Consider the following 15,899-nt stretch of genomic DNA (forward strand, 5'->3'; position numbering starts at 1 on the left):
GCTGACATTGCACGGGCAATCCGGCTGCGCTTGCCCCAGCAAATGCCGCGCCGCAAGCGTTCTTCTATGTTCCGGAAAACGCGAGCGGCACACTCATCCATACCATCGCATGGCTTGCGCAACACCATCGTGTGATGGTGTGCGGGCCCGCGCGGGGATTTCATCAGCGCATGCGCTCGCGCAGCGGCTATCTGTGATTCAGATAGCGCTATGCAATACCTTCGCTTGATGTTCATTTCCATCGATGCCACTGTGTTGCGTGGCTGCTGTGCGCAAGCATCGAAGCCATCAGAACATCGAGAGTGACTCGTCATCGATCGTGTAAAGCGCATCGACGGCAGCATTCATCCATGGATGACGGAGATTCCAACATGAGTTCACTCACCACAGTCGAGCGCATCGCGAACTTTGCCGATAACGCTCAACTGTCGCATTTGTCGGACGCATCGAAAGCGCTGTTCAGGCGCAACATTCTCGATAGCCTCGGCTGTGCCATCGCGGCTTTGCCGGGCGCGCCATTCGCCGCGTTGCGAGACCAGTTCCAGGAATATCGCGGCACACAGCAGGGCTCGTGCACGTTGATCGGCGGCGGCAGCGCGGCGCCTGACGAAGCCGCGCTCTACAACTCGGGCCTCGTGCGCTACGTAGATCTTCTCGATAGCTACATGTCGCCGGGCGGACTGTGTCATCCGGGCGATAACTTCGGTGCGGTTCTCGCGGCTTCCGAACATGCGGCGGCATCCGGTGCCGACTTCATGCTGGCGCTTGCCGTGGCCTATGAAATCGGGTCGCGTATTACGGCGGTCGTGCCCGTGATGGCGAAAGGTTTCAATCACGCAATTCAGCTCGCGGCTTCGGCGGCGGCCGGCGCAGGCAAGCTCTTCGGACTGACGGCAGAGCAGATCGCACATGCCGTTGCCATCGCGACGGTCGACAACATATCGCTGACGTGCGTGCATTCGGAGCCGGTTTCGCAGTGGAAAGGTTTCTCGCCGGGCATGACGGGCATGCGCGCCGTCTATGCCGCATCGCTCGCGAAGCGTGGTTTTACCGGTCCGCTACGCCTGTTCGAAGGACCGAACGGTCTCGAACGGATGTTCAACCAGCCAGTCGATATCGACTGGGACAAGCCAACGCTCGGCATCATTCACGAGACCGTGATGAAGAAGTACTGCTCGTTGATCCACGGGCAACCGGTTCTCGAGGCGACGCTGGCGCTTCGGCGGCAACACGGCATCGATGCCGCAGAAGTCGAAGGGGTGAAATGCGACATCTTCCAGATGGGCTACGACATCGCGGGCGGCGGCAGCTTCGGAGCGAAAGATCATCCGGCGACAAAAGAACAGGCCGACTACAACCTCAAATACCTGATTGCAGCCGCATTGCTCGACGGTCAGGTGGGGCCGGCGCAGCTCGAGACGCAGCGCATCCAGGCGGCCGACGCGCAGGCATTGTTGAGCCGCGTGACCGTCGCGCCCGACGCGACTTTCTCGTCGCAGTATCCGCAAGAACTCAATACGCGCGTGACGATCACGCTCAAGAGCGGGCGCGTGGTCTCGAAGGAGCATGTCGGCTTCGAAGGGAGTATCGGGAATCCGCTCACGTGGGAGCGCACCGTCGAGAAGTTCAACTGGCTCAGCGAACAGTACGCGAGCCAGAGTCTTCGAAGCGAGATCATCGGACTGGTCTCGAACCTCGAGAAACACACGATCAAAGAGTTGATGCAACTCATGAGCCGGGTCAGCCCGGAAGCGAAATTCCCGGCCCGGCATCCGGGGATCCAATAACCACTTCAGGAGAGACAGATGGCACTCATTTCATGCGACATGCGCTTTGGCCGCACGGACGAGCAGAAGCGAAAGCTTGCGGCAGGCCTGTTACGCATCGTCGGCGAGGCAACGGGCGAAACCAGAGACGATATCTTCGTGGTGTTTCGCGAAGGACGCGGCATCAACTTTGTCGAGCATGGCGAGCATCTGCCCGAGTATGTCGACGGCGCAGCAAACGACAAAGAACTTATCGCACGGCTGAAATAGAACACAGGAGACGAAATATGCCTTTCATCGAATGCCATATCAAGAAGGGGCTGTCACACGAACGTCGCGAACAGCTGATGCGGGACATCATTCAGGTGACACATGATTCGATCGGCTCGGACCCGAAGATCATCAACGTGATCATTCACGAGCATCCCGCCGAAAACATCAGCATATCGAGCCGGATCAACGGAAAGGAATTCAGGCGGACGACGGAAGCCTGATGGCTTTTAAGCAGCCTGTTCGACCGCGCAGCGCGAGCAGTGCGTGGTCGAATGATGTTCGTCTTCACTCCATGACGAGCGCCGTCTATGCTCTACTTGTAATCGTATCCCCTGAAGAGTCGGGATATCGTCGACGGGAGATCATGTCATGGCTGACGGAAAACGTCTCTTCGCTGCCCTTGTCGCGTCGATGCTTCTTGCCGGTACGTCGGACATTTCATGGGCGACGCAGCAGGCTCAACAACGCCGTGCCGGGCGCGACGTCCGGCAGGAAACCCGCCAGGGTTCCCGGCATACCAAGCAGGACTGCCGCGCCGCGGACCAGAAAAGCAATTCGCAATGCCGGCAGGACAAGCGGGAAACGAAACAGCACGGACGGCAGACTGCCCGTGACATCAAGTATTGAGTCGAATCCGGAAATGATCCGCCGTTTGAGCGGAACAGAGAAATAAAAGTACGGATATGCGACCAAAGTCCAATTGAATATTGTGGGAGCAGGTCCGATAGTACATAGACGTCGGATGGAAGCTGCTTTGCATCTGTTGTGCATCGTCGCGTCAACGGCCGCCGCGCCATTAAAAGCTTACTCACACGAACGCCGCAATACGGCTGTCATGCGCAGAATCCGGTGGTCAGGTCCGCAGAGCAACACTGTCGATGTGTTGGTGAAGAACCCGGAACAGTTGAGAAACATTCGCAAGAGAGTTCAAGCGGAAATCGTCTACTCAGGAGCGGTCGCGATATCCGTAGCGCCCGGCACGCGCAACGTGCATGTCGCCTGATGGGTGCTGATTCGCGCGGTGACCTGGCGGGAGAAGAACCTATGCTGCTCACACCAATTTCCGAACGGGTGTTGTCGAGAGATCTGCTCGATGTGCTGATCCGCGCCGGACTGATCGCAGTTCTGGCCATCTTCTGTTTCCGGATCTTCGTGCCGTTCCTCAATCTGATGGTCTGGGCGCTGATTCTCGCGATCACGCTCTATCCGCTTCAGGTCCGGCTGCGCCGCACGCTAGGCGGCAAGGATGGCCTCATCGCGACGCTGATCATTCTCATCGCGTTCGGCGTCATTCTCGTACCGACGTACATGTTGGGGCTTGCCGTCGCCGATTCGATCGAGCATGCGATGGCCATCGTCAAGAGCGGCAGCTTCCGCATTCCGCCGCCCGCCGAATCGGTGGCCGGCTGGCCGGTGGTGGGCGAGCGCGTGTTCGCTTTCTGGCAGCAGGCGTCGACGGATCTGACGGGGCTCGCGCAGAAGTTCGCGCCGCAGCTCAAGGATGCCGCGCGCGTTCTGCTCGCGACGGTGACGGGACTCGGCGCCGGGCTGCTGGTCTTCTTCATCGCGCTGATCGTCGCGGGCATCCTGATGGCTCACGGCGAGAAGGGCTACCGCAGCGCAGTGATGATTGCGTCGCGCATCTCGGGTCCGGAGAACGGACCGCAGATCGCCGATCTGTGCACGTCGACGATTCGCGCCGTCGCGCAGGGCGTGGTCGGCATCGCGTTCATCCAGATGCTGCTGATCGGCGTCGGCTTCGTGGTGATGGGCATACCCGGAGCAGGCCTGCTCGCGCTCGCGGTGCTGCTGATCGGCATCATGCAGTTGCCCGCCACGCTGATCACCATTCCCGTGATCATCTTCGTGATCGTCACACAAGGCGCCAGCACGTCGACGATCATCTTCTCCGTTTATATTTTCGTCGCGGGACTTGCCGACAACGTGCTCAAGCCCTTACTGCTCGGCCGCGGCGTGGCCGTGCCAATGCCCGTCGTGCTGATCGGCGCGCTCGGCGGGATGGTGACGGGCGGCGTCATCGGACTCTTCATCGGGCCCGTGATGCTCGCAGTCGGGTATCAGCTCTTCTGGCGCTGGGTGAAAGACCAGCCGCAAACCGGGACTGTTCAGGCACACAAGCAGCCTTAGCGCTGCGAGGATCGCGCAGTGTCTTCCGTGACACGTCCACCTGGAATCGCAGTGCTGCTCGGGGCAGTCTGCCTGAACGGATGCATGCGTGTCGGACCGGACTTCCAGCCGCAGCACGAAGCGTGGAGCGAGCACTGGCGCAGCGCGTCGATCGAGCAGGTCACGCAGACGGGCGCGCAACCCGATATCCGCCAATGGTGGCGGATATTCGGCGACCCGAATCTCGAGCGGTTGATTGCCGAGGCGGATGCGGGCAACGGCGACCTGAAGATTGCCGGTCTGCGCGTGCTCGAAGCACGCGCGCAACTCGGCATCGCGCTCGCGGGACGCTATCCGCAAGTGCAGCAGGCGAGCGCCGATGTGCTGTACGCGGCACGCAAGCGTTCCGATGGGTTCAACACCCGCTCGGGCGGTTACTGGCAGTACGGGGCGGGCGTCAGCATCGGTTGGGAACTGGATTTCTGGGGGCGTTTCAGCCGCGCGATCGAATCGGCCGATGCCGCGTTTTTTGCCGCGCAGGCCAACCGCGAGGCGGCGCTCGTTCTGTTGCATGCACAGGTCGCCGACACCTACTTCACGATGCGCACCGCCGAGGCGCGGTTGCGTATCGCACGCGAGAACGCCCAGTTGCAGAAGCGCAGCTTCGACATCGCGCAAAAGCTCTTCAAGAGCGGCGAGACGGACGAACTCGATCTGCAGCAGGCGAAGACGCAGTATCTCGGCACGCTGAGCAGCATCCCGGAGCTGGAAAGCCAGATCGTGCTCGCGCATCACGCGCTGTCGGTACTGCTGGGCCGCCCGCCAGGAGCGCTGCCGGAACTCGATACGCAATCGGGCAAGGAGGGCGTGGTTCCGCTCGTGAACCGCGCCGTGCTGCATGACGTGCCCGCCGATCTGCTGCTGCGGCGCCCCGACGTTCGCGCTGCCGAATATCAGATGGCGGCGCAGTCGGCGCAGATCGGCGTGGCGAAAGCGGATCTTTACCCATCCGTGTCGTTGCTGGGCTCGCTCGTATGGAGCGCCAGTTCGCTCACGGGTTCGCCGAACACGCTGGCGCTCGTGGCCGGTCCGAGCGTCACGTGGAATCTGTTCGACCACGGCCGGATCACCAACAACGTGCGCGTGCAGGACGCCCGGCTGCAACAGTTGACCGTTGCGTATCAGAACACCGTGCGAGAAGCGGCGCGCGAAGCCGACGATGCTGCGACGGCGCTGATCGCCGCCCTGCAGCGCGACACGATCCTGAACGACGCACAAGGGGCCGCGCGGCGCTCGCTCACGCTCGCCAATACGATCTATCGCGAAGGCTATTCGGACTTTCAGCGGGTGCTCGATGCGCAGCGCGCGCTCTTCGCTCAGCAGGACGCCTATGTCGTCAACCGCAGCAATGCCGTCGGCGACCTCATTGCGCTCTACAAGGCGCTCGGCGGAGGCTGGGACACGGAACAGCCGCTGATCGACGCGGCGACCCGAACGCAGATGCAGCAACGCACCGACTGGGACGATCTGCTGAACGATGCGGGATCGGCATCCGTCTCGCGCAGTCCGGCGGAAGGTGCGTCACGATGAGGGATACCTCCGGACCCCAGGCCGGTGCGCCGCCTGAGCGGCCTGAATCAGGACCCGCATCTGCACCCCCATCTGCATCTGCGCCTGCGCCTGCGTCGGCCACCGATCCGTCTGGCAAGGCGGTGAAATGGGTCGTCGGGCTGATCGTCGCGAGCCTGATCTGGTATCTGCTCGCCGACCGCTTTACGCCCTATACGCAGCAGGCGCGCATCCAGGCGTACGTCGTGCCCGTCGCCGCCGAAGTATCGGGACGCGTGACGCGCGTGTTCGTCCACAACAATCAGGAAGTCGAGGCGGGCCAGGTGCTGTTCGAAGTCGACGCCGAGCCCTACCGCATTGCCGCCGACCGCGCGCGCGCCGATCTCGAATCGACGCGCCGCCAGGTGGGCGCCAGCACGGCCGGCATCGAGTCGGCGCTGGCCGCGTTACGGGCCGCCATCGCCAACGAGGTCAAGGCGCGGCAAGACAGCGACCGGCTGGAACGGCTGTATCGCGAGGACGAGGGCACCGTGTCGCTCCGACGCCTCGAGGTCGCGCGCGCGACCCACGAGCAGGCGCAGAGTCAGGTCGCCGCCGCGCGTGCCGAAGTCGAGCGCGCGCGCGAGCAGCAGGGCGGCAGCGAGGCGGAGAACGCACAGTTGCGCAGCGCGGCGGGCGCATTGGAAAAGGCGCAACTCGACCTCGCCAATGCACGGATCAAGGCGCGCTCGGGCGGCGTCGTCACCGATCTGCGCACGGAAGTCGGCCAGTTTGCGGCGGCGGGCAGTCCCGTCATGACCTTGATTGCGATCCGCGACGTGTGGATCAGCGCGGACATGACGGAAAACAATCTCGGTCATCTCAAGCCCGGCACGCCCGTCGGCATCGCACTGGATGCGCTGCCCGGCGAGGTCTTCGAAGGACGCGTGCGCAGTATCGGCTACGGCGTGAGCGTGGGTCAGAGCACGCCGCCCGGCAGTCTGCCCACCGTGCAGAACAGCCGCGACTGGCTGCGGCCCGCGCAGCGCTTTCCCGTCGTCGTCGAATTCGATCCGGATGAGCGCGCGCGTCTGCACGACATGCGCGTCGGAGGGCAGGCCGAGGTGATGGCATTCCCGAGTCAAGGCAATCCGCTCAACATGCTGGGACGCCTGTTCCTGCGCACGATGAGCTGGGTGTCCTACCTCTACTGAAACCTGTCGAGACCTGTTGAAACCTATCGAGACCGCCATGCAGCCAGCGCTCCGACGTCCCGGCTCCCGCACACTGCGCATCGCCACAGGGACGGCGCTCGCTCTCGCACTCGGCTTCGGACTGGATTTGCAGATACCCGTGATCCCGCCCGTCTTCACGGTGTTTCTGCTTGCCGGACAGAACCGGCCCTTGACGTTGAAGGCAGGCGTCGCGCTCGCAATGGTGGTGGCGCTGACGACGGGCAGCGGCCTGCTTCTCGTTCCGTTGCTGCGTCACTACGCGCTCGCCGGCGTCATGCTGACGGCCCTCATGCTGTTCCTGGCGTTTCGCTATGGATTGCGCGGCGGCAACAATCTCGTCGCGACCTTCCTTGCAGCGGGACTGACGATGATCTCGGCAGCGGGCACGGCCGACCTGCAACTTGCAGCGACCGTCGTCGGCGCGCTCGCGAAGGGGCTATTGCTTGCCGTGCTGGTATCGGCGCTGGTCCACAGACTGTTTCCCGAGCACGCGGGCGCGCGGCCGCCGCCCGCTCCGCGCGCGCTGTCCGAAGAACGGGCGGCCGCCGTCGCGCTGCGTGCCGCGCTCGTGGTGATGCCCGCGTACCTGCTTGCAATGTCCGACCCCGCGAGCTACATGCCCATCATCATGAAGTCGGTCAGCCTCGGCAGACAGACCTGCACGACGACGGCTCGCCACGCGGCACGCGATCTGATCGGCTCGACATTGCTCGGCGGGCTGCTCGCGATCGCGGTCTGGTTCGCGCTCCGGCTCTTCGTGCATCTGTGGATGTTCTTCTTGTGGATGATGCTGGTCGGCCTGCTGGCGGGGCGCAAGCTCGAAGGCCTGAGTCCGACGCGCTATTCGCCTGGCTTCTGGCTGAACAGCCTCGTGACGATGATTATTCTGCTAGGGCAATCGGTGCAGGACAGCGTGGCGGGCAAGGATGTGTACGCCGCATTCGCCGTGCGCATGTGGCTCTTTCTGGCCGTCACGCTCTACGCGTGTTTCATGCTTCTGCTGTTCGAGCAATGGAGACCGGGGCGGGACGAGGCAACGTTCGACGCGCTGCGCGGATCGTGAGAGGAGCCTGCAATGGAAAATGTAACGCGCGATACCATTGTGCGCCTGCGGGCTGGCGAGATCCTGCGGGAAATCGTCCGCACGCTCTGGTATCTCCGGGCGATCCTGGCGGGCCTTCTCGTGCTGTTCATTCTGCTGACGTTCGGCATGTACCACTGGGGCGGTCCCGTCGAGACGTTGAACCGGAACCATTCGACGCCGGAGGAAACCGTGTACTTCTGTGCAATCACGGCGTTGACCATCGGCTACGGCGATGTCGTGCCCACTTCGACATTCGGCCGCATCGATGCCGTACTGCTGGGACTGATGGGCGTGGTGTTGACAGGGTTGATCGTGGCCGCCGCCGTGCGCGGCGTGCAGGAAGCGGCGCATCGGGCGGGCGCGGAGGCGGGCCGTTAGAGGCTGCAATCGAAGGAGCCGGTTATGCAAGTGCATACCATCGGATCGGCATGCGGACGGGCGAGCGATCCGCGCGTTCGAGCCCGTCCGGTCCGCAAGCTGCGGGCATTGGGCGCGGGTCTGCTGCTCGCGCTGCTGCCCTTGCAGCCGCACGCCCAACAACTGTCCGATCGCGCGGTTATCGGCGGAAACGTGAAGCGGCACGCCGACGCCGTGCTTGCTGTCATGAGCTACACGACGGTTCCCGATGTCACGACCAGTTCGCTGTCGATCAACAACGGCACGACGGGCAATCCGGGCTTCGGCCAGTCGCAGCTGGGCGGCGGGTTCACGCTCAGCAGGACGTTCCCGTTGTACATGGAAGGCACGATCGCATACAGCCGCTATGACCCGACCTTCGTCGCGACAGACGGCACGCAGCAGCGCGACGTGCCGACGAAGTGGAACACCTTCAGCGGCACGATCGGTCTGGGTTGGGACTTTCGCATCACCGACGAACTCGTGTTCCGTCCGATCCTGAACGGCACGCTCGGACGGGTGTCGAGCGATCTGAAAGTCGGGCAGTCGATCTTCAACCGCGTGACGGACAGCAACCTGCAGTTTCTCAAGAACGGCTCGCTGGACGCATATGGCTACGGCGGCTCGTTGGTGCTCGATTACGAGCACTATCGCGACAACTACGAAATCGATGCGGAACTGCGCGCGACGGATATCTATCTGCGCAGCTTCGGCGGCTCCGATGCGGTTCAGGGTTCGGCGACGGCGCAGCAATTGAGTCTCTGGACGCGCTGGCGCGCGCCGACGGGCTGGCATGCGCTGGACCGTCCTGTGCGCTACGTGCTGGAGTTTGCTTACTCGCACTACTTCGGCGACAGCGCGGGCGTGCTGGGCTTCAACGATCTCACATCGCTGGGCGTCGGCCTGGAACTGGACAGCAGCCGGTATCCCATCGTCATCACCCGCACGCGCGCGCTCGTTCGCTATGTGTTTGGGCACAACGTGCATGGCGTGTCGTTTGGATTCGCGGTGAGCTTTTAGCGCGATATTGGACCAAGGTCCAATTTCCAGCAGTACACCTGAAGCCTATTCTTGAACCTGACGCACATCGCTCGGGATTGCGATGAGACCAGCAATCAATCTGTCGACGCCCGCGCTCGACATACTCCGAAGGCAGCCATGACACGCACGATCGATATGGAGATCGTCGAGGCTCGTGAATCGATCAGACAAGCCGCGTACGAACTGGCCCGCAGCGGTCTGTTCGACGGATGGCAAGACGTCTGGCGTGCGCTGCGCGCGCGCTTCAGCGTCGAACGGTTGACGGAGATTTTCGAGAGCACGCTTTGCCGGCTCGATATCGATCAGCGCTGCTATCGCGCGCGAAATCCGGAGGCAGCTGCGGCGAAATCAACAGGCGAATTGCCCGTCGTGACGCAACGCACGTATCCGCCACGGGCATCGGTGAAGCATCTGGCTCTGGAGCGGAACACCCGCAGGTCGGACCGGCTGGCCAAGCGAATCCGGGCGCTGTTGGCGGACGGCCGCGAATTCACCGCGGTAGAACTCGCGCAGCGGCTGGGCACGACCCGCAACGAAGTGCTCATTGCCGCGCGCGAGATGCTCGCTGATGGCACGCTGCAGGTGGCGCGCTATGTTGCCCACGAGCGCGGCGGCCGCGGTGCGCGCGTGTTCGTGATCACGCGCACGACAGCGGGCCGACGCGATGCGGCGCGCCCTTATGTGCCGTGGCCGGAAGCGGATCCCGTGGTAACGGGCGCGTTCGATGCGATCGCGCGTCACAGATGAGGACGACGCAGGCTCAATAAACGGGTTCGCAAGCCATGAAAAAGCCCCAGAAGATCGAACGCGCCGCCGCGCCAGCGGAAAGCGGTGGCGCCGTGACATCCAGACGCGTACCGCGCAGCCAGCAGTCCGAGATCGGCAATGTCGATCGCGATCCTGTCGAGTTGCTGAAGCTGAGCAGCGCGGACCGGGTCGAGCGGCTCGTGCCGCTTCGCTACGGAAGAATGCTCGCGTCGCCTTTTGCGTTCTTTCGCGGCAGCGCGATCATCCAGGCGCACGATCTTGCGGGCACGCCTGATTCAGGCCTTGTTTTCCAGATCTGCGGCGACTGTCATCTCGCCAACTTCGGCGGCTTTGCAACGCCGGAACGCAGGCTGCTGTTCGACCTCAACGACTTCGACGAAACCAGCGAAGCGCCGTGGGAATGGGATATCAAGCGGCTCGTCGTCAGTTTCGTGCTGGCCGCGCGCAACCTGGGTTTCAAGCAAAGGCAGGCCGAGGAACTGGTGTACGCGGTCGCGCAAAGCTATCAGTCGAGAATGCAGGCGTACGCCGAGATGAGCATTCTGGAAACCTGGTATGAACAGATCACGCTGGAGCGCGTGCTGGCTGAATCGACGGAACCCGAGGTTCAGCGCAGGGTCCGGCGTGCGATGGAGCGCGCTTCGACGCGCACGCACGAATCGCTTTTGCCGAAACTCACGCGGCGCGACGGCGACCGCCTGATCATCCTCGATGCGCCGCCTGCCGTCTTTCATATTCGGGGCGAGCAGACGCTGTTCAGCCCGGACGACGAACTGCTGAAACTCAAGGATCTGGAGGGCGCGCAAGCGGCTGCATTCAGCGACTATCTGTCGACACTCGCGCTCGACCGCCGCCGTTTGCTCGGCTATTTCACGTTTCAGGATCTGGCGTTCAAGGTGGTCGGCGTCGGCAGCGTCGGCACGCGCTGCGTGATCGTGCTGATGATGGACCGGCATGACAAGCCGCTGTTTCTGCAGTTCAAGGAGGCGTCGCAATCCGTCATCGCGCGATATCGCGGGAAGCGCAAGAGCGGCCATGAGGGACAACGCGTCGTCGAAGGACAGCGGTTGATGCAGGCCGCCAGCGATCCGTTTCTGGGTTGGGCGAAAGGGCCGTTGGGCAGGCACTTTTACGCACGTCAGCTGCGCGACATGAAGCTCTCCCCGCAGATCGAACTCATGGACGCGGACATGCTCGCGCGTTACGGCGGGTTGTGCGGCTGGGTGCTGGCGCGCGCGCACGCGAAAGCCAGCGGACTCGCGGCGGAGATCAGCGATTATTTCGGACGCAGCGACAGGATGAGCGAAGCACTGATCGCGTATTCGAACCGCTACGCCGATCAGGTGGAGCACGATTACGCGCGGTTCGCGGCAGCGTGCCGGTCCGGGCAGCTCGAAGCGCGCACGGACGAAGATATGGCGGCGGATTTCCGCATCTAGGCGTAGCAACAACACATTGGAGATGACCATGCGCAGACGACACTTCTTACGCACGAGCGCCGCCGTGCTGACTGTCGCGGGACTTGGACCCACGGCAATGCAAGCCGCCGTCGCGGCCGGATCGGATGCGGCGAAGCGGCATGAAATCGACGCGAAGGTACAGGGCACATTGTCGCGGCTCTACGAGACGGTTAAGGGGTCGAAGGAACTGGTCTCCAAGGCGAACGGCGTGCTCGTGTTTCCGTCGGTGATCAAGGTCGGCTTCATCGCGGGCGGCGAGTACGGCGAGGGAGCCTTGCACGTCGGCGGGAAGACGGTGGGCTATTACAGCACGGTGTCGGGATCGTTCGGCTTGCAGGCAGGCGCGCAGTCTAAGGCCATCGTATTCCTGTTCATGACGCAGGATGCGCTCAGCAGCTTCCGCAATTCCAAAGGCTGGTCGGTGGGCGGCGAGGGATCGGTTGCGCTGTTGAAGGTCGGCGCGAACGGCGAGATCGATACGACGACGGCCACCGCGCCCGTCGAAGCGATCGTGCTGACCAATGCGGGTCTGATGGGCGACGTGTCGCTGTCGGGCACCAAGGTGTCGCGCCTGAAGATCTGAACGCAGAGCACGGCTGTCGTTCAGCCGGACATCGAGCTGGGACACATGATGAACAGCCGGATGACATTCATGATGCTTTGTGCGGCGGCATCGTTGCTCGCGGGATGTGCCCAGCCGCATCAACAGATCGAGGCGGGCGCCGACCAGTCGACGGTGATCGCCCGTCTGGGTCCGCCGAAAGAAACCTATGAACTGCCGAACGGCGGCAAGCGGCTGATGTGGCCGACCCAGCCGATGGGCACGACCACGACGGCCGCCGATATCGATGCATCGGGCAAGGTGGTGAGCGTTCGCCAGGTGCTTCAGGACAACGAGTTCTATCGCGCCGAGGTCGGCAAGTGGACGCGCGACGATGTGCTCGTCAACTTCGGCCGTCCGTTCGAAACGTCGTATTTCAAGCTGATGAAACGCGAAGTCTGGTCGTACCGCTATCTGGAGAACAACGTCGACTACATGATCTTCCACTTCTATTTCGACGATCAGGGCGTCTTGCGGACGACGCAGAAACAGCCCGATCCGATGCGCGATCCGACCCGGCGCGGCAGGTTTTAGCCGCTTCGTGTCTCGCGTCATCGTAGCCCGTACGGAGTGGGAATTACCGATGTGGTTCGCCGAACGATTGTCATGAGGAGCGGATTGTCATGTCATATCAGAAGCCGGAGAACGGTCTGCTGACGTGTTGCGTGCGCGTGGCGTCGACCGTATTGCTATTGACGGGCATGGGCGCTGCCGACGCGACCAACCTCAACTTTCTCAACGACACGCCGATGTCCTATATCAAGAAGCCCGACATGGACTCGATCAAGGTCGCACTCACGGACGTGCTCAACACGAAGAAAGACGGTGAGACGACGCAATGGACAAACGAAGGGACAGGCAACGGCGTAAAAATCGACGCAGCGATGACACCCGAGAGCACCAGCCAGGAAGGGGGCAAGACATGCCGCATGGTCAAGGTCGTGCTGTTGGCAAAAGGGCAGTCGATGGATCTGCACCCCAAATTCTGCGGGACAGGGCGAACCGACTGGGCCTTGCAAAAGCGTTGACGCCCGCTTCACTCGCTGCCACGGTCTTAAGCTTCCCTGAAGGTGCCATGCCCTACACTCACATTCCTCGCGACGTGTGGTCGGAGTCAATACAGTATTCGCATGGAAAAGAGCGCATTCGATCTCGGACTGATTGCTGCAGAAAACGGTGGTGACGAAGCGATTAATCCGTTTCCTGTCAGCAGTGAAGAATGGCGCGACTGGTACGAGGGTTTCCGGTGTGTGTGCCATGCCGACATGCAGGCGCGGCGCGATCTGCAACGCTTCTATCTGACACCGCCCGTCGCGATCTTCACGCTCGCATTGGCTGCGTTGATCGATATCGTTTTCATGCACGAACGGCTAGGACTTGCGCGCCTTTTGCCGGCGGATTTCGTGCCGGTGGGCTGCGCGATCGCGGCGTTGCTGCTGGCCGCGACGACCGCGCTTGCCGCGAGGCTTCGCGTCTGGATCGACGTGTTCTATGTCGCAGGAATGCTCGCGCCGATCGCGTTCGTGCCACGGGTCGATCCCGCAGCCCTCCATCATGAATGGTTTAGATATGTCATAGCCGGCGCGTTCATCCTTGCACCGTTGATCGCATGTCTGATGCTGGTGGGCGATGTGAAGTGCCGGTATCGCGTGTCGGCGACGAAGGCCGCACGGCAGGCGCGCACATTCAGACATGATGTGCAGCGCCAATACTTCGAATGATCGGCGGGTGTAAAAGATTACTAACACCTGTACTGCGCAGCGAATAGACTGAGAGGAAGATCGCGACCACGAAGGGGGTTCTCATGAACGTACTCAGCAAGCGTCGGATGCCGGTCATTGCTTTTGTAGCAGTGCTGTGTTGTCAGACCGTGGCGGAGGCACAGCCCGTCGCATATCCCGCCAAAGGTCAAAGCGCGCAGAAACAGCAGCAGGATCAAAGCGCATGTGCATCGTGGGCGAAGCAGCAAACAGGCGTTGATCCCGCCGCTGTGGCGGCAACTCCTCCGCCGCCATCGGGCCCTGCTGTGGGCGGTGGCGAGCGCGTCGGCGGAGCCGCTCGCGGAGCGGCTGGCGGTGCGGTGATCGGCGCGATCGCGGGCGACGCGGGCAAGGGCGCGGCGATCGGCGCCGCGGCTGGAACGATGGGCGGCGGCATGCGCGCCCGGCAGAACAAGCGCGAGGCGCAGGCCAATACGCAAGCCCAGCAGCAGAACGCGATGGGCGCATTCAACCAGGCTTACTCAGCCTGTATGAGCGGCCGGGGTTATACCTTGCATTGAGCGTTGCATAGAACATCGGCGGCGAAATCGCGCGTCATTCGTGGCGCGCGATCCTCACGCCGTTCAACGCGGCAATTCGTCGAATTCGATCGCACCGCCTTTCATCACGAGCGGGATGCGCTCGCCTTGCCCAAGCAAACAGCTGATGTCGCGCAGGGGATCGCCGTCCACCACGATCATGTCGGCCCATGCGCCCGCCGTGATGCGGCCGAGCTTGTCCGGCAAGCCGAGCACTTCGGCCGCCGTCGTCGTCGCGCACGCCAGCGTCGCGGCATTGCCGAGCACTTCCGCACGAATGCGGAACTCGTCGCTCTGAAGACGCTGAGACGGCCCGAGCAGGTCCGAGCCGAACCCCATCTTCACGCCCGCATCGCGGTAAATTTCCAGCGAGCGCAAGCCGGCTTCGCGCACATCTTCGATCTTCGCCACGCTTTCTTCGCCGAGCCCGTATTGCGCGCCTTCCGAGGCGAGCGCTTCGTAAGTGACGAGCGTCGGCACGACATAGGCGCCCATCTCCGCCATCAGCTTCGCCGTGGACGCATCGACGAGATTGCCGTGCTCGATCGTGCGCACGCCCCAGCGCACGACGCGGGCAATCGCCTCGGCCGTGTACGCGTGGGCCATCACGTAGGTATGACGCGCGCGCGCCTCCTCGACGATCGCCCGCACTTCGTCTTCCGCATAGCCGAATGCGCCGACGGGATCCGTCGGCGAAGCGACGCCGCCCGAGGCCATGATCTTCAGATGGTCGGCGCCCATCTGCAATTCTTCGCGGGCCGCGCGGCGCACTTCATCGACGCCGTCGGCAACACGCGCCAGCGCGCCGACCCGCACGCAGCAGCCGCACGGCGCGCTGTCGCCGAGATAGTCGGAGCGTGCGCGCATGTCGCCGTGACCGCCCGTCTGGCTGAGCGCGCGGCCCGCGACGAAGAGGCGCGGTCCGACGGCGAGCCCGCTTTCCACCGCCTGCTTGTGCGGATAGCCCGCGCCGCCCGCGTCGCGCACGGTGGTGAAGCCGCGTCGCAGCATCGAGCGCATGATGGGCACGGAGCGCAGCGTGACGAGCACGTTCGGCATGTGCACCTGCTGCGAAAGATTCAACTGCACCGCGACGACATGCACATGCAGATCGATCAGGCCCGGCATCAACGTCTTGCCGCGCAAGTCGATCTGGCGCGCAGCCGCGCTTTTCAGCGGCGTGTCGGACACTTCCTTGACGAGGCCGTTTTCGACGAGGACGTGATGCGCTTCCCGCACTTCACCACGCTCGACATCGAGCACGCCTGCGTTCGTGAACAGAATGCTTTCCACTCGTATCC

Annotated in this window: 19 protein-coding genes; 18 read left to right on the plus strand and 1 reads right to left on the minus strand. The window is 62.9% G+C overall.

Annotated elements, in window-relative coordinates; genetic code table 11:
• The first annotated feature begins 371 nt into the window (after positions 1–371).
• The 18 genes from FRZ40_RS33775 to FRZ40_RS33860 all read left to right on the plus strand — a co-directional run bounded on the left by FRZ40_RS33775 (position 372) and on the right by FRZ40_RS33860 (position 14,580).
• Positions 372–1,787: an MmgE/PrpD family protein gene (locus FRZ40_RS33775; protein ID WP_147237103.1), complete on the plus strand. Its 1,416-nt coding sequence runs from the start codon at positions 372–374 to the stop codon at positions 1,785–1,787.
• A gap of 18 nt (positions 1,788–1,805) precedes the next feature.
• Positions 1,806–2,036 carry a tautomerase family protein gene (locus FRZ40_RS33780; protein WP_028364345.1) on the plus strand — a complete coding sequence of 77 codons (231 nt, stop codon included), beginning with the start codon at positions 1,806–1,808 and terminating at the stop codon, positions 2,034–2,036.
• A 17-nt stretch (positions 2,037–2,053) separates the two neighbouring features.
• On the plus strand, positions 2,054–2,260 hold the full coding sequence (locus tag FRZ40_RS33785; protein WP_028364346.1) for a tautomerase family protein: 207 nt from the start codon (positions 2,054–2,056) through the stop codon (positions 2,258–2,260).
• A 190-nt stretch (positions 2,261–2,450) separates the two neighbouring features.
• Positions 2,451–2,666, plus strand: coding sequence for a hypothetical protein (locus FRZ40_RS33790; protein ID WP_231516005.1), 216 nt, complete (start codon positions 2,451–2,453; stop codon positions 2,664–2,666).
• 115 nt (positions 2,667–2,781) lie between these two features.
• Entirely contained in the window at positions 2,782–3,042 is a 261-nt protein-coding gene (locus FRZ40_RS33795; protein ID WP_147237104.1) for a hypothetical protein, read from the plus strand.
• 41 nt (positions 3,043–3,083) lie between these two features.
• On the plus strand, positions 3,084–4,187 hold the full coding sequence (locus FRZ40_RS33800) for an AI-2E family transporter (RefSeq protein WP_028364348.1): 1,104 nt from the start codon (positions 3,084–3,086) through the stop codon (positions 4,185–4,187).
• Positions 4,188–4,205: 18 nt separating this feature from the next.
• A complete protein-coding gene (locus FRZ40_RS33805) occupies positions 4,206–5,756 on the plus strand; it encodes an efflux transporter outer membrane subunit (protein WP_147237105.1) in 1,551 nt (516 codons plus the stop codon).
• Positions 5,753–6,928, plus strand: coding sequence for an HlyD family secretion protein (locus FRZ40_RS33810; protein ID WP_147237106.1), 1,176 nt, complete (start codon positions 5,753–5,755; stop codon positions 6,926–6,928). The genes FRZ40_RS33805 and FRZ40_RS33810 overlap by 4 nt, the downstream gene beginning before the upstream one ends.
• A 37-nt stretch (positions 6,929–6,965) precedes the next feature.
• On the plus strand, positions 6,966–8,012 hold the full coding sequence (locus FRZ40_RS33815) for a DUF2955 domain-containing protein (protein ID WP_147237107.1): 1,047 nt from the start codon (positions 6,966–6,968) through the stop codon (positions 8,010–8,012).
• 12 nt (positions 8,013–8,024) lie between these two features.
• The gene (locus FRZ40_RS33820; protein WP_147237108.1) at positions 8,025–8,411 is read left to right on the plus strand and encodes a potassium channel family protein; all 387 of its coding nucleotides are present in this window, start codon (positions 8,025–8,027) and stop codon (positions 8,409–8,411) included.
• Positions 8,412–8,435: 24 nt separating this feature from the next.
• Entirely contained in the window at positions 8,436–9,449 is a 1,014-nt protein-coding gene (locus tag FRZ40_RS33825; protein WP_240057421.1) for a hypothetical protein, read from the plus strand.
• Positions 9,450–9,587: 138 nt separating this feature from the next.
• A complete protein-coding gene (locus FRZ40_RS33830) occupies positions 9,588–10,217 on the plus strand; it encodes a hypothetical protein (protein ID WP_147237109.1) in 630 nt (209 codons plus the stop codon).
• Positions 10,218–10,252: 35 nt separating this feature from the next.
• The gene (locus FRZ40_RS33835; RefSeq protein WP_147237110.1) at positions 10,253–11,677 is read left to right on the plus strand and encodes a DUF2252 domain-containing protein; all 1,425 of its coding nucleotides are present in this window, start codon (positions 10,253–10,255) and stop codon (positions 11,675–11,677) included.
• Between the two features lie 28 nt (positions 11,678–11,705).
• Entirely contained in the window at positions 11,706–12,281 is a 576-nt protein-coding gene (locus tag FRZ40_RS33840; protein WP_147237111.1) for a BPSL1445 family SYLF domain-containing lipoprotein, read from the plus strand.
• Positions 12,282–12,326: 45 nt separating this feature from the next.
• Entirely contained in the window at positions 12,327–12,833 is a 507-nt protein-coding gene (locus FRZ40_RS33845) for a hypothetical protein (protein ID WP_147237112.1), read from the plus strand.
• Positions 12,834–12,922: 89 nt separating this feature from the next.
• Positions 12,923–13,327 (plus strand): hypothetical protein, encoded by a 405-nt coding sequence (locus FRZ40_RS33850; RefSeq protein WP_051446237.1) that lies wholly within the window; start codon positions 12,923–12,925, stop codon positions 13,325–13,327.
• A 102-nt stretch (positions 13,328–13,429) separates the two neighbouring features.
• On the plus strand, positions 13,430–14,020 hold the full coding sequence (locus tag FRZ40_RS33855; RefSeq protein ID WP_028364359.1) for a hypothetical protein: 591 nt from the start codon (positions 13,430–13,432) through the stop codon (positions 14,018–14,020).
• A 107-nt stretch (positions 14,021–14,127) separates the two neighbouring features.
• Positions 14,128–14,580, plus strand: coding sequence for a glycine zipper family protein (locus FRZ40_RS33860; RefSeq protein ID WP_035541105.1), 453 nt, complete (start codon positions 14,128–14,130; stop codon positions 14,578–14,580).
• Between the two features lie 63 nt (positions 14,581–14,643).
• Here FRZ40_RS33860 and FRZ40_RS33865 read toward each other — a convergent pair whose 3' ends face one another.
• Positions 14,644–15,891 carry a metal-dependent hydrolase family protein gene (locus FRZ40_RS33865; RefSeq protein WP_147237113.1) on the minus strand — a complete coding sequence of 416 codons (1,248 nt, stop codon included), beginning with the start codon at positions 15,889–15,891 and terminating at the stop codon, positions 14,644–14,646.
• Positions 15,892–15,899 lie beyond the last annotated feature (8 nt).

Origin of the sequence: Paraburkholderia azotifigens (assembly GCF_007995085.1) — a bacterium.
GTDB classification, from domain to species: domain Bacteria; phylum Pseudomonadota; class Gammaproteobacteria; order Burkholderiales; family Burkholderiaceae; genus Paraburkholderia; species Paraburkholderia azotifigens.

Bases quoted from the DNA above. Each gene is read 5' to 3' on its own strand.
- FRZ40_RS33775 (WP_147237103.1), top strand. From the start codon at position 372: ATGAGTTCACTCACCACAGTCGAGCGCATCGCGAACTTTGCCGATAAC.
- FRZ40_RS33780 (WP_028364345.1), top strand. From the start codon at position 1,806: ATGGCACTCATTTCATGCGACATGCGCTTTGGCCGCACGGACGAGCAG.
- FRZ40_RS33785 (WP_028364346.1), top strand. From the start codon at position 2,054: ATGCCTTTCATCGAATGCCATATCAAGAAGGGGCTGTCACACGAACGT.
- FRZ40_RS33790 (WP_231516005.1), top strand. From the start codon at position 2,451: ATGCTTCTTGCCGGTACGTCGGACATTTCATGGGCGACGCAGCAGGCT.
- FRZ40_RS33795 (WP_147237104.1), top strand. From the start codon at position 2,782: ATGGAAGCTGCTTTGCATCTGTTGTGCATCGTCGCGTCAACGGCCGCC.
- FRZ40_RS33800 (WP_028364348.1), top strand. From the start codon at position 3,084: ATGCTGCTCACACCAATTTCCGAACGGGTGTTGTCGAGAGATCTGCTC.
- FRZ40_RS33810 (WP_147237106.1), top strand. From the start codon at position 5,753: ATGAGGGATACCTCCGGACCCCAGGCCGGTGCGCCGCCTGAGCGGCCT.
- FRZ40_RS33815 (WP_147237107.1), top strand. From the start codon at position 6,966: ATGCAGCCAGCGCTCCGACGTCCCGGCTCCCGCACACTGCGCATCGCC.
- FRZ40_RS33820 (WP_147237108.1), top strand. From the start codon at position 8,025: ATGGAAAATGTAACGCGCGATACCATTGTGCGCCTGCGGGCTGGCGAG.
- FRZ40_RS33825 (WP_240057421.1), top strand. From the start codon at position 8,436: ATGCAAGTGCATACCATCGGATCGGCATGCGGACGGGCGAGCGATCCG.
- FRZ40_RS33830 (WP_147237109.1), top strand. From the start codon at position 9,588: ATGACACGCACGATCGATATGGAGATCGTCGAGGCTCGTGAATCGATC.
- FRZ40_RS33835 (WP_147237110.1), top strand. From the start codon at position 10,253: ATGAAAAAGCCCCAGAAGATCGAACGCGCCGCCGCGCCAGCGGAAAGC.
- FRZ40_RS33840 (WP_147237111.1), top strand. From the start codon at position 11,706: ATGCGCAGACGACACTTCTTACGCACGAGCGCCGCCGTGCTGACTGTC.
- FRZ40_RS33845 (WP_147237112.1), top strand. From the start codon at position 12,327: ATGATGAACAGCCGGATGACATTCATGATGCTTTGTGCGGCGGCATCG.
- FRZ40_RS33850 (WP_051446237.1), top strand. From the start codon at position 12,923: ATGTCATATCAGAAGCCGGAGAACGGTCTGCTGACGTGTTGCGTGCGC.
- FRZ40_RS33855 (WP_028364359.1), top strand. From the start codon at position 13,430: ATGGAAAAGAGCGCATTCGATCTCGGACTGATTGCTGCAGAAAACGGT.
- FRZ40_RS33860 (WP_035541105.1), top strand. From the start codon at position 14,128: ATGCCGGTCATTGCTTTTGTAGCAGTGCTGTGTTGTCAGACCGTGGCG.